The organism is Streptomyces sp. NPDC037013, from assembly GCF_055607265.1.
Window position 1 is genome coordinate 181,089 of the sequence record NZ_JBVJRV010000011.1, and the last position, 14,868, is coordinate 195,956.

The following is a 14,868-nucleotide window of genomic DNA, read 5'->3' on the forward strand; positions in this document are numbered from 1 at the left end:
TCGCCTCTGTGCCCCGAGATTTGGCGCGTGCGAAAGTGGCTCGATCTGGTTCGCGACCGGGTGAACCGCGGGCGTCACGCGCATGAGCGGCCGCGATGGCGGCGCAGCTGCTCCGGGCCCCTCAAATGCCGCCCGGGCTCTCAGCTACGCAAATACAGGCCAGAGGTCCCGAAAGGTCAGGACTTTCGGCGGAGCTCCGTGGCGTCAGACCTTCATAAGTTCTTGACTGCCTGTCAGGCGGACCTGGCGAGCTGCTGTTCATACGTAACCTAGAGGGCAAGGGGGACCGTTGGGTTCCTCGTGTCTGCGTCGGCTCCTCGCTGCGCTTCGGTACCTGCCGCGGCCGCTCCCAGCCAGCTCCATACCTGGCACCCATTTTCCTCCCACTACAGGAGAAGTAATGCGCACCACCGCAACGCGACGTTTATCTCTGGCCTGCATCGCCGCCGTCACCAGCGGAGCACTCCTCGCCACCGTGGCACCCGCTGCCATGGCCGCCGACAGCGCCGGCATTCCGGTCATCGGACGTAGTGCCGCCGCCGCGGGCGAATCGGCGTCGCCTGCTCTGACTGCGGAGCAATGGAAGTTCATCGAGGACGGGATGGGCCCGGAGGCTCTCGCTGAGATCTCCAACGCCATGAGCCGGCAGCCCGCCGGCGGGAACGGCCCGCAAGCCCGCGCGTTTCCCATAGCGGCGGTCGCCATCGGCGCTGCGGCATGGTGCGCGAAGGGCGCTGTGGCGAGCATCCCCACGTCGGTACTCAGCGATATCGCGGCCGGCAAAGCGTCCAGCAAGAAGACCTACGTACGCAACGCAATCATCGGATGCCTCGGTGGCGAGATCGGCGGCTGGGCCTGGAAGGTCCTGCCGAACTGGGTGAAGAACAAGGCCGTCAACATGGTCATCGCCTTCATCATCAAGTACATCCGCTAGCGCCCGACGAGAGAAACGAGCGACACGAGAAACACGATCGACACGAGAGACAGAGGTACCCGTGGCCTACATGCTCCTCTTCGGCTGCTTCTGCCTACTGGCGGTGACCACTTTCCTGGCCGCCCGCGTCGGATACCGGGGAGAGGCCTGTAATAGGGCGATCGGGTACGACGTCCCAGCGAAAGTGAAGGCCGATCCCGCGCTCAACAAGCGTGCCAATCAGCTGCTGGCGTTCTGGTGCACTGGCGCGGCGCTGCTCAGCCTGGCACCACTTGTGCCGATCGGCGCGGTGATCCTGAGCGGCGGCGGAAAGTCAGTCTCCACATGGGGGCTGGTGGCTTTCGCGCTTTACGGCACGGCCGTGGTGATCGTGGCGGCCTACCCGTTCGAAAAGATCAAACATCTCACCGGTGACTGACCCTGCGGGGGCGCAACGGCCCCGGCTGTTGCGCCCCCGCTGACTCCAACATTCCCCGAACGAGAGAAAGAGGCCCCGGAACGTGCAGCAAATTCCCGTTGCGCGGTCGCAGCCCCGGCCTGACTGTGTCTTTACGGCTGCAGCTACAGCCTGAAGAGTCATCTCCTGGCGAAGGGGCCTCATGTCAGCCGTTGTTGTTGTAGGGGCGGGGATTGTCGGCGCCTCCGTGGCCTACCACCTTGCCCGTCGGGATGTTTCGGTCACCCTGTTCGAGCAAGGGCCTGGACCGGCCACTGGAGTGACCAGAGACTCCTTCGCCTGGATCCGCAGCGCGGGCGGCCACTGGCCCGGAGGCGCGCAAGATCTCCGCGAGTACGTCCTGGCGGACTACCGGCGCCTGGAGGCCGAAGTTCCCGGGGTCACCATGCGTTGGACCGGCTCGCTGTCCTGGGCCGATACCCCTTCCGGGAGCTCACCGCCGGGGCCAGGACAGTCCCGTATCGGACGAAGCGACACCGCAGCACTGGAGCCCAACCTCCGAAACCCGCCGGACCGGGCAATCCACACCCCGAGCGACGCAGGCGTCGACCCAACTGCCTTAACCCACGCACTCGTTGCAGCCGCCATCGCCCATGGGGCAACCGTGCTCTACGACACCGCTGTGTCCTCCTTGCAGATGACCGATGGACGCGTCGAGGGAGTACTGACAACGACCGGGTTCCTCCCTGCCACCACCGTCCTGCTCGCTGCCGGAATACGCGTCCCCAAGCTCTGCGGACCTCTGCCAATCGACTTGGCCATCACCGCCTCCCCGGCCACCCTCGCGCGGGTCTCAGCGCCACCGGGCATGGTCAAGAGCATCGTGGCCTGCCCTGACTTCGAAGTCCGCGAGGTACAGGGCGGCAACCTCCTGTTGGTCGTGCCGCACGTCGAAGGAACAGCCGCAGAGCTGGAGCGGGCCGTTCATGTTGCGCTGCAGCATCTGAAAGCGGCCTTCCAAGAAAGCGACCAGTGCCGCCTGTTGGGCTACGCCACCGGGATGCGCCCCATGCCCAGCAACGGACCTGTCGTTGGATACGCGACGCACGGACGGTCCGTCTACGTCGCGGTCATGCACTCCGCCATCACCCTGGCGCCCACCGTCGGACGGCTGATCGCGGACGAACTCGTGACCGGCATTCCCTCCACGGAACTACAGCGCTGCCGCCCACGTCTCCACTGAGGCCATGTCGATCAACTGCCCAGTTGGTCGTCGGGTAGGGTCCGCGTGCGCCGTGATCGGTCGCTGGCGCGCGCAGGGTTCCCTTCCTCACGTACGGGGGTACGTACCGCATGGATGCCGTCTTCCACATGCTCTTCCCGCTCTTGATCGTGGTGTCGGTCTGGGCCGCCTATGCGCTGGTGCGCCGGTCACGGGAGCGGCGCTCGGCGTGGGAGAGCGGACTCACCGCCCGGGCGCGGGTGGTACGCGCTTGGGTCACCGTCCAGATGGTCAACAACGTTGCCCGGCGCATTCAATGGCACGAGTACGACTTCACCACGGCCGACAGTTCGGTCATCCGCTTCAAGGAGGCCGGCGGACCGCCGAGCCGGGAGCCGGGGCACGAGACGCTCGTGTATTACGCGGACGACGAGCCCGACAAGGCCACCGCCTCCGAACCCCAGCCCGGCAAGGACATGTTCGTAACGGCCCTGGGGGTCGGCATCCTCGGGGTGGGAGTCATCATCCTCATCAAGGTGATGGTCCAGTACTGGTGACGACTGCCAACCTGTAAGGAGGCCGCCCCGGCCTCTCCACCACCGGCGCGAGCCGGAACGCGACGATGGAGTGGATGTACGCGTTCAGCGCCACGGCCTGCGCCGGCTGCGGCGCGTCGCGGATCGACCGCCGCAGCCGGGGCAGGTGTGGGCGCCATGACGGCGCCGGAGCGTAAGTACCGCTGTCGGCCTGCCTCGTCAGCCGATGTAGATGCTGGCGCGGACGAGGAGGTTTTCGTCCCAGTCGATCTCCCCGCGCAGCAGCATGTAGCCGTCGAAGGGAACGACGTTGTAGGTGTGCATGGTCGCGTTCCCGAGGAACGGGGTGTTGCTGCCCGGCGCGCACTCTGTCAGGGACACCCACAGCAGGCTCCCGGGTACGACGGGGATGTTGATCCGCTGGTTGAAGATGCGGTGTGCGCTGAAGAAGGCCCACCACGCTCCTGAGGCGGCCGCCTCCGCGGCCTCAGGAGCGTGCCCCGCCTTGACCGCGGTGACTCCGCCGGTCTCGTCCACCGGTTCCGAATTCTTCGTCGCCATCTTTGTCTTCCTCCCTGTTCCAGAGCGCAACTGCCTTCAGCGTGTGACGTGATGACGTGTAGGCCATGTGCCGGGCATGCGCCTTGTGGATATGAGCGTGTCTCATGCGGAGGCGGGGGAGTATCCCTGAAATCAGGGATGTACAGCAGATCCAGCAGGAGAAGCAGGACCCTGAAATTCACATTGAGTAACCGAGCAGGGCCATGAGTTCGTCCCGCCCACGGGCACGCGTCTTTCGGAAGACGGCCTTCAAGTGGTCGTTGACGGTGAAGGGGGAGATATCCAGCGCATTGGCCACCTGTCGGCAAGTGCGCGCCCCTGTGGAGGCTTCGACGATCTGGCGCTCGCGGGGAGTGAGTCCGTACCAGGCGGAGAACGCGGGCAACAGGAGGTCTCCCGTGGCGGCCTGGACGACAACAGCCGTTCCACCACCACTACTTCCTGCGGCTTGTTCCGGTACGTGTTCCGGAACCTGACCCGCTCGCGGGGAGCGGGGTTCCGCCGCCTCCTGAGGCGATTCGGCGGAGTGCGGGTTGAGGGGCTGTGCATGTAACGCGACCCAGCGGCCGGCATGCGTCGCGGGCACGCAGACCACCGGCCGTTCACTGGGCCGGGCACTCACGGCCGACCGCACCTCGGCTGCCAGGGCGGCCGCGGACCACTGCGGGGAGGACAGCCATTCGGACACGCCTGCCGTCCGTAACTCCCGCGACCAGTCCTGTGCTTGGGCGGTGACGCCCTGCACCGCGTGGTCGGCGTCGACAAGGATGACGCCCGGTGGTGGGGGCGGTCTGGTCGGCAGCGACCGACCTGCCTGTACGTAGGAGCGGAGGCCGGCGACGAGCGCCGGTGCGAGAGTTCTGAGCCGGTCCGCGTCCTGCGCTGTGAACGGACGTCTGCCGTTCTCACGGAGAAGACACAACACGCCCCACGTGTAGCGGCGGTCGCGCAGCAGTAGACGCAGCTCGCAACCGGCCCCGTGCTCGCGGAGGATCTGCCGGGAGCGCGCCGTTCCGCTCGGTGTGACTGCGGGGCCATCTGGTACGTGGTCTCCGGCGGCGCATGCCATGGCGATGGGTACGCGTTGGCGAGCAAGGTCGACCGGGCGCATCAGATCATCGCCCCAGTAGCAGTTGAGCATGATCGCGCGGGCCAGGTCGCGCGGATAGCGGTGCCAGAAACCGAAGGAAACTGTTCCGGTGCAGGGGTTGAGCCCCACCAGGTTCATCGCCTCGTGTGGCACCCGCGAGGCGACCTCGCGGGAGAGTAATTCCCCCACGGCGTCACGGGGCAAGGGCAGATGCAAAGCGGCCGTGAGACGACGCGTGACTTGTTCCGTGTCATATCCCACGGCCCAAAAGTCTAGGACCGGTCAGGCGCTCACGCAGCCACCCCAAAGAGTGAACGCGCCGACCGACCAGCCCTAAATCTGTGGCCTATAGGTAACAGATTCTCCCGCTCCCTGGATGGTCACCTGGGCGGCACGCTACGCCCAGGGCGAGCCGTCCTCCCCGTCAGCCCAGTTGCTCGGCCAGGCCGACGATGATGCCCTCCGGCCCGCGGACGTAGCAGAGCAGGTAGCTGTCCTCGAACCGGGCGATCTCGCCGAGGAGTTCGGCACCGTGGGGTCGCAGGCGGGCAACGGTGTCCTTGATGTCGTCGACGGCGAACATGACGCGGTGTGTGCCGAGGATGTTGTGCGGCCGGTTGCGCGGTTCTTCGCGGATCGCGGCAGGGCTGCGGTACCTCGCCAGTTCGAGCCGGCTGTGACCGTCCGGCGTCCGGACCATCGCGATGTCGCAGTGGACGCCCTCGAGTCCGGTGCACTGGTCGGCGAAGGGTCCCTGGACCTCCGCCCTGCCCTCCAGCTCCAGACCGAGTTCCACGAAGAACGCGATGGCGGCGTCCAGGTCCTCGACGACGATGCCGACGTTGTCCATCCGCTGAATCGCCATGATGGCTGCTCCCTCTTCTCCGTACGGCCGGTGGTGGCCGCTGATGTCTCTGGGACGGAGCCGGTCGTACGTTCTCGACATCCCCGGGCCGCCGTCACCTCAGCCTCGAGCTCAGGTGGTGGATTGCTGGTGGCGAGCCCCGTTCAGTACGGAGTCGAGCAGGCCGGGGAACAGGGCGTCCAGGTCGTCGCGCCGCAGTCGTATCAAACGGGTCCGCCCCTGGACGGTGGTCCAGGTGATGCCCGCTTCGCGCAGCACCCGGTAGTGGTGGGACAGCGTCGTCTGGTGGACGTCCATGTCGCCGCCGATGGCGTTGCAGCTCTCCTCGCCGGTCACTGCGAGCCTCTGGATGATCTCCAGTCGTACCGGATCGGCCAGTGCGCGCAGCACCTCCACCATCCGGATCGCCTCGGTCGCCGGCTGAGACACCTCGCGCATCGCTTCCCTCCGTCCGTGACAGAGGTACAGACTAGCCACACATTGATGCATGGACAAGCATCCATGTATTGCTTACAGTGCCGATCACCCACCACCGCTCCGCTCCACTCCGGAAGGACGGCACGATCCATGCTCAGACGACTTCTCCCTCTGGCGGCGGCGACCTTCGCGGTCGGCACCGACAGTTACGTCATTGCCGGTCTGCTCCCCGCCATCGCCGCCGACCTGGGGGTTTCCACCCCGGCCGCCGGTCAGCTGGTGACGGTCTTCGCCCTCACCATGGCGGTGTCCGCGCCGGTCATGGGAACCCTCACCAGCGCCCTGGACCGGCGTTCCGCCCTGCTGATCGCCTTGGCCGTCTTCGTGATCGGAAACGTCGTCACCGCGCTGGGAGCCAGCTACGAAGTGGTGATGGCCGCCCGCGTCGTCACCGCCGTGGGAGCAGGAATCATCAACTCCGCCGCCTCCAGCACCGCGGCGGCCCTCGTGCCACCGGAACGCCGCGGCCGGGCACTCGCCTTCGTCCTGGGCGGCCTCACGTTGGCCACCGCGCTGGGCCTGCCGCTCGGCACACTGATCGGCCGCACCGACTGGCACATCACGCTGTGGACGGTTGCCGGTATAGGCCTGCTGGCGGCAGTCGGCATCGCCGTCGGCCTCCCCAAGGTGACTCTTCCCGCCGCCTCACTGCCCGACCGCCTGCGCCCCCTCAAGCAGGGCCACGTACTGGCGCTGCTGGCGGTCACCTCACTCGCCTTCCTCGGCACCTACACCCTCTACACGTACATCGGCCCCGCCCTGCGGGACACCACCGGAGGCAGCGAATCCCTGCTGACCCTGATCCTGCTCGCCTGGGGCGTCGGAGTCCTGGTCGGAAACATCGCCGCCGGCCGGCTGGTCGACCGCTACGACCCGGCGCGCGTCCTCACCGGCGCCCTCACTCTCGCGGCTCTCGCCCTCGCACTCACCCCACTCGCGATCCGCTCCCTTGCCTCCGCCCTCGTCTGGGCCGTGGCCTGGGGCGTGACCGTCGGAGTCGTCGTCGTCCCCCAGCAGCACCGCCTCATCTCCCACAGCCCCGCCGCCGCCCCGGTCCTGCTCGGCCTCAACTCCTCTGCGCTCTACGTCGGGATCGCCCTCGGCGGTGGACTCGGCGGCCTTGCGCAGGAGTGGATCGGGCTCACCGCGTCTGGACTCGGCCCGGCGGCGGCGGGCATCACCGCCCTGGCCCTGCTCTGGCACCTGGCGACCACACGCACACGCCGCCCTGCCGTGACCACCCCCGCCACGGCGACCCCCGCCACGGCGACCCCCGCCGTCACGCCGGATCCGGCCACGGTCAGCCCCGAGAGGACGGAGGCGTGACGCGCCGAGGACACGGCGTTGCGGAATACCCCCTGCGGAGGGCGAGTTGGAGATCATGACCGGACCACCCCCGCCCCACGATCAAAGGAGATCCGCAATGCCTCTCAGTGTCGAAGAACGCGAACAGTTCCTCGCCGAGCCGCACATCGGCGCGCTCGCAGTGGAGGCGGGCGAGGGGCGGGCGCCGCTCACACTGCCGATCTGGTACCAGTACACGCCCGGTGGCGAGCTGTGGGTGATGACCGGCCGCGACTCCAAGAAGGGCAAGCTGATCGAGGCCGCGGGGCGCTTCTCGCTGATGGTCGACCGTCTGGAGCCGACCATCCGTTACGTCTCCGTGGAGGGCCCGGTCGTACGCACGGAGGAGGCGACCATCGAGCAGCTGAGGGAGATGTCGGCCCGCTATCTCCCGGCCGAAAAGGTGGAGCCGTACGTCGAGTTCGCGTCCAAGGAACACGGCGAGCAGGTCGTGTTCTACCTGCGCCCCGAACGCTGGTACTCGACGGACCTCGGAACGGTCTAGCGGAACGGTCTGAGCGGGCAGGTCTGAGCGGGCAGGTCTGACCGCCGCGACCCGAATGCCTGGCCGCCGCCCCGGCCATCCTCCCGACGGGGGTTCCGGTGAGGAGGGTGGCCGGGACGACCGGGCGATTGACCGATCGACCGGCCGGCCGTCAGCCAGTCGGCCGGAACGTTACGGCTTACGGGCGAGACCGCCGTGCTCGCCGATGAGTTCCGGGGTGGGGGAGCCGGGGTCCGGCCGCCAGAAGGGAACGGAGACGACCCCCGGGTCCAGGAGTTCGAGGCCGTCGAAGAACGCCGTGATCTTGTCGACGGGGCGCAGGAAGTACGGGACGGCCCCTGTCTCGTTATAGGCGTCCTGAGCCTGTTCGTACGTGGCGTCGATGCCGCGTGAGCCGTCGTTGATGGAGAGGTAGCTGCCGGACGGGAGCCCGTCCATGAGCCGGGCGACGATGGCACGCGCGTCGTCGTAGTCGGCTATGTGCCCCAGGATGTTGCTGAGGATCAGCGCGGTGGGGCGGCTGAAGTCCAGGGTCTCGGCGGCGGCCGCGAGGATGCGGTCGGGGTCGGAGAGGTCGGCGTCGACGTACGCGGTCGCCCCCTCCGGCGTCGAGGTGAGAAGCGCGCGGGCGTGGGTGAGGACCATCGGGTCGTGATCGACGTAGACGATCCTGGCCTCCGGGGCGAGGCGCTGGGCCACCTCGTGGGTGTTGTTCACCGTCGGCAGGCCCGTCCCGATGTCGAGGAACTGCCGGATGCCCGCCTCGCCGACCAGGTGCGTGATGTTGCGCTGGAGGAACGCGCGGCTGCTGCGGGCCACGGTGACGATGCCGGGAAACACGGCGCTGTACGCGTCGCCCGCGGCCTCGTCGACGGGGTAGTTGTCCTTCCCTCCCAGCCAGTAGTTCCAGATCCGGGCCGAGTGCGGCACCGACGTGTCGATCTTCTGGTGTGCTGCCGCCGAGTCGGGCGTGGTCATCGGTGTCGTCGTCGGTGGCGGCGTGGCAGAGTCGGTCATGGGTATACCGTCCGTCTTTCAACCGTGGCGTGAACTGTTCCGTGCACAACCTACTTGGCAACAATCGTGTGAAGCACACCAGTTCATGTCATCAGGACGTACGAATTTGGAGCGGGCTGCGGCCTGCGAGCTGCGGGCTGCGGGCGGCTCAGGGCTTAGGGCCCCGTATGCGTATGTACGTATACGTACGGACGATGCCCCCACCGGGCGGCGGCCCGGTGGGGGCGAGGGAGTGCGGAGACAGCCCGCCTCTCAGCGGATGTTGACGTCGATGCAGGCGTAGAACGCGTTGGCGGTGTCGCCTATGTTCCACACCGCGAGGACCTTGTGTCGGCCGGTGGCACTGCCGAGATTGACCTGGTGAGTGACCGTGGCGGGCGGCTGCTGGTTGCCGCCGTCGATGGTCGCGACCTTCGTGCCGTCGACGAAGTACTCGTAGTTCGCGGTGCGATGGCGGGCGGTGAACGTCCAGGTGAAGGTCTGCGTCCTGCTGACGTTACTGACCTGCCAGCCCTTGTTGTCGTTGTCGAGCTCCGCGAACCGGGCATTGCCGCCACTGCAACTGCGCAGCCCCTTCGGGCCCTCGACGCTCTGAGGCTCGTACTTGATCTCGCCGCACGACACCGTTCTGGCCGCACACTGCGCCTGACGGCTCGCCGGTGCGTTGACGTAACCGTGCGCGCTCGCCGAACCGGTCGGCAGGGTGAGGGCCAGGACCGGCGCAAGCCCGGCGCCGATCACGGCGGCTATCTTCCGCTTCTTGTCCATGCGTACGTACTCCTTCACTGCATTGCTTCATGGGGGTGCAGCGCGAAGTGCTCTCGTGGGGGTAAGAGTTGTGAGTTGAGGGGGGCGGGCGTGGTCGTGGGGGAGGGGGCGTCGGGATGCGGGATGCGGGATGCGGGGTGAGCGTGAGGACGTAGCGATGCGGGTGGCGGCCCCGAGGGGTGGGGGCAGAGAGGGGTGGGGTCAGAAGTTTCGCGACTGCCGATTAGTCCGGACCATAGACTTCGGCGGGCCGCGGTCAAGGTCGGATTCGCGCCACGCGTCGGGAGTGCGAGGGCGCATACGAGATCACCTACGAGATCGCATGTGACGGCGCGGCCCGTACGTCTGCGAACACCGCGGCCAGCCGAGGGGTCATCAGGTCAATCGGTCAACGAGTCGTGTACGCACCCCCGTTGACATGCAGCACCTGTCCGGTGATGTGACGCGCACCGGGGGACGCGAGGAACGCGATGGTCTCCGCGATGTCCGAGGGCCTGCCTGCACGGCCCGTCGCGGTCGCGGCCACGAGCTGCTCACGCCTCTCGTCCTGGAGATGGTCCCTGAAGAACTCGGTGTCTTCGATGAAGCCGGGCGCGACCACATTGGCGGTGATGCCGCGAGGCCCGAGCGTGCGCGCCAGGTCCAGGTTCCAGGTGGAGAGACCGGCCTTCGAAGCGCCGTACGCCCCATAAGAGCCGGAGCCGCGGTTCGCGGCGATGGACCCGATGTGGATGACCGCTCCGCCGGCCGCGAGTCGGTTGTCCAGAGCCCTGGTGGTCAGGGCGGCGCTGACGAGGTTCGCGTCCAGGTTGGCGCGGAAGGTTTGCGCGTACGCGACCAGATCGGCCTCGGTGCCGAACTCGATGCCCGGCTGCGGGTCGGCGTCGAAGTCGGTGTTCCCACCGGCGTTGTTGACCAGGACGTCGACTTGTTCCGGCAGTTCGGTGAGCAGCGCGGCGACCGCCTCGGGCCTGGTGTGGTCGCACACGAGGCCGCGTACGCCGGTCTCCGCCGCCAGCCGGTCGAGCGGTTCGCGTCGTCGGCCCGTGACGAAGACGGTCTCTCCGCGCTCGGCGAAGTGCTGGGCGGAGGCACGGCCGATGCCCGTGCCGCCACCGGTGATCAGGATGGTGCGTGCCATAAGCTGAGCTCCAACATTCATTGAGGCCTAAATTTAGATCTAAACGTACCATCGATAGGAGAGGCCATGGGAGACGTAGAGGAAGGTGCGGGAGGAGAGGGAGGGGCAGGAGCGGAGGGAGAGATGGGGAAAGGCGCGGCGAGCGACGCCACCGTCCCGTTCACCGCGCACGACATCGCCGCCGCCTGGGAGCGTGAGCGACCCGGCACTCCGGCCACATCGATCGGCATCGTTACGCCGATCTGGCAGCTGGCCAAGCTCTTCGGTGACGACCGTCGACGGGTTCTCGCCCGTGCCGGTGTGGACACCGCGACCCTCGACCTGCTCAGCGTGTTGCGTCGCAGCGGTACGCCCTACACGCTGACCACCCGCGAACTGGGCCGCCGTTCCATGGTCACCGCGGGCGCCGTCTCGCAACGCGTGGCCCGCGCCGAACGCGAGGGCCTGGTCTCCCGCCGCCCCGGCACCGGCCGACCCCGTACCGTCGAGGTCTCCCTCACCGAGGCCGGACATGCCCTGGTCGAGGCGACCGTGGACCAAGTGCTCGGTAGGGAAGCCGACTTGATCTCCAGCCTCACCTCTGAGCAGCAGGCCCAGCTCACCGAACTGCTCGGCACCCTTCTTGCGGATGTCCAACGGCGGCTGGGGGACGAGCGGATCACTCAGGTCGGTGAGGAGTGACGGCAGGAGAGACGACGACAGGCAGGAGTGAAGCAGGGAGAGTAGGGGGTCGGTAGTGTGTTCCGGACCGGATTGCCGGGCCCGTTGCCGGGTGTTGTGACGCCGTTGTGTGCAGCGCTCATGCTGTCGAGGAGATGCGAATGAGCAAGGTGGTCATGCGCAACGTCGTTTCCGTCGACGGCTTCATCGCCGACACGCATGACCAGATGGGCCCGACGTCGGCGCGATGGTGATCGGGCGCCGTCTGTTCGACCTCACCAACGGCTGGGAAGGCGTGCCCCCCGACGGGTGAGCACGTGGTCGTCGTCTCGCACCGGCCCAAGCCGGAGGACTGGCATCCCGAGGGGTCGTACCACTTCGTGGACGACGTGGCCCAGGCCGTCGCCAAGGCCAAGGAACTCGCGGGGGAGCGCATCGTCGCCGCGGCGGCCGGCGAGGTGGGCGGGCAGGCGTTCGGGCTCGGCCTGGTCGACGAGGTGGCGATGGATGTGGTGCCCGTGGTCTTCGGGTCGGGCAAAAGGTACTTCGGGTCGGTCGAGACGCAACATCTACTCGAGGACCCGGACACGATCATTGCCGGTAACCGGGTGCTGCACCTGCTCTACCGGGTGCGTCGCTAGCGAGGGAGCGGGGCACCCATCGCGGCGAGCGCGGCGGTGGGCCGTGGCGGCGGTGGCGCTGCTGCTTCCGTGGATCTGCGATGGATCTGCGATGAAGGAAACCCCGTACCCACCCTCACTGTCCGGATCTGCACGTGGTGATGTGCTGTGCGATGTGCACTATCACCTGTACGCGGTGCTGAGCTGCACTGTTGATGGGGAATCGAACCCCTGCGTTGCTCTCCACGCGCCAGGCGTGGGCCGGAACCGCCGACCCTCGGTTGTGCACGCCTCCGGAACAGCTACCTGCTCCCCATCGCCTTCCGCCTACCCGCCCGTCCGCCGCGTCGCCCGCTTACAGAGGGCACCATGGCTGACCGACTGGCCGGTCAGTCCAGCAGATCCGCCTCCCAGTTCGCGCGCTGGATCCGTACGTCGATCTCACGGATGTCCCGTGCGAGCGCGTCCGCCTGACTGCGCAGTTCGGCGACCGGGAGGGCGGACAGCATCATCAGTTCCGACCGCAACTGGCGGCCGTATCCCCGGTCGCCCGAGCCCGCCGCCGCGTCCGCGGCCATGGTGATCACCGAGTGGCGCAACCGCAGGACGTCCCGGCGGGCGAGAGCGTCGGTGAGCGTTCCGTGTTCTCCGAGGTCGACCGCGGCGTTGGTGCGGTTGATCCGCCGGATCAGCGACTCGAGGGTGTCCAGCACGTCGTCGGCGTCGGCCAGCAGCTGGGCCGCGTCCTCGGGAGGTGTCTCGCCCTCCTGGTACCGCACACTGCCGACGACGCGTGCCCGCAGCTGCTCTACGCGACGCGTCGCCTCTGCACGCTCCGCGAGTGCTTCAGCAAGTTTCACTGTCTTCCCCCCGTTCGCTTGGTTCGCATGAGTATACGGACGTATAGCAGCTCATACGCACCGGGATTTCCCGTTTCGACTCGGCGGGAGGGGGCGGGTGGCCGCGTGGCCTGAGGGCCAGACGGCCGGGCGCGGGTGTTGGAGGATCCTTCATACCCGCTGGTCGGATGTACTTGTTGGATCTTCAGCTGAGGAAGCCCGGCTGTCGTGGTGGGGAATGCGCATTGTCCTTGCCGGACCCGGACGATTTGGATGGCCGATGAGATCAGGAGGCGGGGCGGTTCGTACCGCGAGCCGACGGACGGGACTCTGCGCTGCTCGCTGCTGCGGACCTGCGATCCGGTGACGACAGAAGGAAGCGAGTGACATCCATGCTCGACGGTTGCACGCCCTGGCCCGAGGAATTCGTCGACCGCTACTGGGCCGCAGGGCATTGGCGCGGCAACACGCTGGACAACTTGCTGCGCGGCTGGGCCCTGCAGTACGGAACACGGACGGCGCTCGTGCATGGCGGCACTCGCCTCACGTACGCGAACCTGAACCGGCGCGTGGACCGCATGGCCGCCGGATTCCGGTTGCGCGGCCTCCGACCCGGGCAGCGGGTCGTCGTCCAACTGCCCAACGTGCCCGAGTTCGTCACCACTGTGTTCGCGTTGATGCGCGCCGGCGCGATCCCCGTGTTCTGCTCTCTTTCGCACCGTGCTCCTGATGTGTCCCGGCTCGTACGGGTGACTGAGGCGAGCGGGTACGTCGGCCCCGCCACCCACGAGGGGTTCGACCACACGGCGATGGCCGCGGACATCGCGGCACAAGGGCCGTTCTTGCGGCGGGTGTTCACGTTCGAGCCGCCGGGTACGTCATCCCCGTACGGCGGACTCACGATCGACACGTCGAGCTGTCACTACTTCCCCTTGGGCTCCATCGACGCCCCACCCGAGCGGGCGCGGACACGGAGCGGCGACGAGGTGGCGTTCCTGCTGCTGGGTGAGGGCGCGACAGGTGCATCCACACTCGCCCCGCTCACCCCGCGTACCCACAACGATTACGCCTACCAGGCGCGGGCGGCCGGCGAGGCGGTGTCGCTCACTGCGGACGACGTATACCTCGCGGCTCTTCCGGCCGAGTCCAACTTCGCGTTCGGCTGCCCCGGCATAATCGGCACCTTCTCGGTCGGCGGCACTGTCGTACTGGCCGAGAGCACGGACCCCGCGGAGTGCCTTCCGCTCATCGGGCGGGAGCGGGTGACCATCACTTCGCTGACACCTGCGGCCGCGTCACTGTGGGGCGACGCGCTCCCCACTCTGCCGACGGATGCGAGGGTAAGCAGCCTGCGCCTGGTGCAGGTCGTCGAAGGCCCACTCACGCTGCCGATCACGGGCACTTCTTCCACATCGCTCCCGCCGTCTTCGCCGTCCTTGTCGCCGACGGTGGTCGAACGGCTTGGCTCCGAGCTCGGTTGTTGTCTGCAGCGGGTGTTCGGTACGTCGGAGGGGCTCCTGACTCTCACCAGGCCTACCGACTCGGACGGGCCAACAGCCGAAGTTGGCACGCACGGAAGTCCGTTGTCGCTCGACGACGAAATCCGCATTGTCGACGGCGCGGGTAAGGACTTGCCCGACGGAAAGCCAGGCACGCTCCTCACCCGCGGTCCGGGCACCCCGCGGGGCTATTACCGCGCACCTGCCCAGAACGCACGTTCCTTCACGCCTGAGGGCTATTTCCGCAGCGGAGTGGTCGCATTGCGTGGCCAGGACGGCAACTTGGTGATGACGGGCCGGTTCGAGGACGTACCGTGGCACATCCACCACGAGGATCCGTCTCCTCGTACGTGACGGTCGGGACGGAGGTGCAGGCTCTTGGCTAGCTCTTGA

General features: G+C 67.6%; 16 protein-coding genes and 1 pseudogene. 9 read left to right on the forward strand and 8 right to left on the reverse strand.

The genetic code is table 11. The annotated features are described in order from the left end of the window. The first annotated feature begins 400 nt into the window (after positions 1-400). The 4 genes from ACZ7DY_RS35090 (at position 401) to ACZ7DY_RS35105 (ending at position 3,110) form a co-directional block, all read left to right on the forward strand. Positions 401-934: a hypothetical protein gene (locus ACZ7DY_RS35090; RefSeq protein WP_471142910.1), complete on the forward strand. Its 534-nt coding sequence runs from the start codon at positions 401-403 to the stop codon at positions 932-934. Positions 935-1,004: 70 nt separating this feature from the next. Then, entirely contained in the window at positions 1,005-1,352 is a 348-nt protein-coding gene (locus tag ACZ7DY_RS35095) for a hypothetical protein (protein WP_471143008.1), read from the forward strand. A gap of 181 nt (positions 1,353-1,533) precedes the next feature. After that, positions 1,534-2,574, forward strand: coding sequence for an NAD(P)/FAD-dependent oxidoreductase (locus tag ACZ7DY_RS35100; RefSeq protein WP_471142912.1), 1,041 nt, complete (start codon positions 1,534-1,536; stop codon positions 2,572-2,574). A 110-nt stretch (positions 2,575-2,684) separates the two neighbouring features. Beyond that, positions 2,685-3,110: a hypothetical protein gene (locus tag ACZ7DY_RS35105; protein WP_471142916.1), complete on the forward strand. Its 426-nt coding sequence runs from the start codon at positions 2,685-2,687 to the stop codon at positions 3,108-3,110. A gap of 198 nt (positions 3,111-3,308) precedes the next feature. Here the strand turns inward: ACZ7DY_RS35105 and ACZ7DY_RS35110 are convergent, their stop codons facing one another. The 4 genes from ACZ7DY_RS35110 to ACZ7DY_RS35125 form a co-directional block, all read right to left on the reverse strand. Continuing rightward, positions 3,309-3,650 (reverse strand): hypothetical protein, encoded by a 342-nt coding sequence (locus tag ACZ7DY_RS35110; RefSeq protein ID WP_471142920.1) that lies wholly within the window; start codon positions 3,648-3,650, stop codon positions 3,309-3,311. 178 nt (positions 3,651-3,828) lie between these two features. Beyond that, complete coding sequence (locus tag ACZ7DY_RS35115; protein WP_471142923.1) at positions 3,829-5,001, reverse strand: helix-turn-helix transcriptional regulator; 1,173 nt, start codon at positions 4,999-5,001, stop codon at positions 3,829-3,831. Positions 5,002-5,164: 163 nt separating this feature from the next. Then, positions 5,165-5,605, reverse strand: a complete 441-nt coding sequence (locus ACZ7DY_RS35120; protein ID WP_471142928.1) for a VOC family protein — start codon at positions 5,603-5,605, stop codon at positions 5,165-5,167. Positions 5,606-5,716: 111 nt separating this feature from the next. Next, a complete protein-coding gene (locus ACZ7DY_RS35125; protein WP_471142932.1) occupies positions 5,717-6,043 on the reverse strand; it encodes an ArsR/SmtB family transcription factor in 327 nt (108 codons plus the stop codon). Positions 6,044-6,172: 129 nt separating this feature from the next. Here ACZ7DY_RS35125 and ACZ7DY_RS35130 point away from each other — a divergent pair, with 129 nt between their 5' ends. Both ACZ7DY_RS35130 and ACZ7DY_RS35135 read left to right on the forward strand, forming a co-directional pair. Next, the gene (locus tag ACZ7DY_RS35130) at positions 6,173-7,408 is read left to right on the forward strand and encodes an MFS transporter (protein WP_471142935.1); all 1,236 of its coding nucleotides are present in this window, start codon (positions 6,173-6,175) and stop codon (positions 7,406-7,408) included. A gap of 97 nt (positions 7,409-7,505) precedes the next feature. Then, on the forward strand, positions 7,506-7,931 hold the full coding sequence (locus ACZ7DY_RS35135; protein ID WP_471142938.1) for a pyridoxamine 5'-phosphate oxidase family protein: 426 nt from the start codon (positions 7,506-7,508) through the stop codon (positions 7,929-7,931). 171 nt (positions 7,932-8,102) lie between these two features. On the opposite strand, the gene ACZ7DY_RS35140 is transcribed toward ACZ7DY_RS35135, so the two are convergent. From ACZ7DY_RS35140 to ACZ7DY_RS35150, 3 genes are all read right to left on the reverse strand, one after another. Then, positions 8,103-8,948 carry an SAM-dependent methyltransferase gene (locus ACZ7DY_RS35140; protein WP_471142941.1) on the reverse strand — a complete coding sequence of 282 codons (846 nt, stop codon included), beginning with the start codon at positions 8,946-8,948 and terminating at the stop codon, positions 8,103-8,105. A gap of 252 nt (positions 8,949-9,200) precedes the next feature. Then, a complete protein-coding gene (locus ACZ7DY_RS35145; protein WP_471142944.1) occupies positions 9,201-9,716 on the reverse strand; it encodes a lytic polysaccharide monooxygenase auxiliary activity family 9 protein in 516 nt (171 codons plus the stop codon). Positions 9,717-10,104: 388 nt separating this feature from the next. Continuing rightward, positions 10,105-10,857 (reverse strand): SDR family NAD(P)-dependent oxidoreductase, encoded by a 753-nt coding sequence (locus ACZ7DY_RS35150; protein ID WP_471142945.1) that lies wholly within the window; start codon positions 10,855-10,857, stop codon positions 10,105-10,107. A gap of 123 nt (positions 10,858-10,980) precedes the next feature. Here ACZ7DY_RS35150 and ACZ7DY_RS35155 point away from each other — a divergent pair, with 123 nt between their 5' ends. Together ACZ7DY_RS35155 and ACZ7DY_RS35160 are read left to right on the forward strand one after the other, a co-directional pair. After that, positions 10,981-11,538, forward strand: coding sequence for a MarR family winged helix-turn-helix transcriptional regulator (locus tag ACZ7DY_RS35155; RefSeq protein ID WP_471142948.1), 558 nt, complete (start codon positions 10,981-10,983; stop codon positions 11,536-11,538). A gap of 140 nt (positions 11,539-11,678) precedes the next feature. Next, positions 11,679-12,158, forward strand: a pseudogene (locus ACZ7DY_RS35160) (dihydrofolate reductase family protein). A 368-nt stretch (positions 12,159-12,526) separates the two neighbouring features. Here ACZ7DY_RS35160 and ACZ7DY_RS35165 read toward each other — a convergent pair. Next, positions 12,527-12,997: a DIP1984 family protein gene (locus tag ACZ7DY_RS35165; protein ID WP_471142950.1), complete on the reverse strand. Its 471-nt coding sequence runs from the start codon at positions 12,995-12,997 to the stop codon at positions 12,527-12,529. Between the two features lie 371 nt (positions 12,998-13,368). Here ACZ7DY_RS35165 and ACZ7DY_RS35170 point away from each other — a divergent pair, with 371 nt between their 5' ends. Beyond that, complete coding sequence (locus tag ACZ7DY_RS35170; protein ID WP_471143009.1) at positions 13,369-14,829, forward strand: AMP-binding protein; 1,461 nt, start codon at positions 13,369-13,371, stop codon at positions 14,827-14,829. Positions 14,830-14,868: the final 39 nt, after the last annotated feature.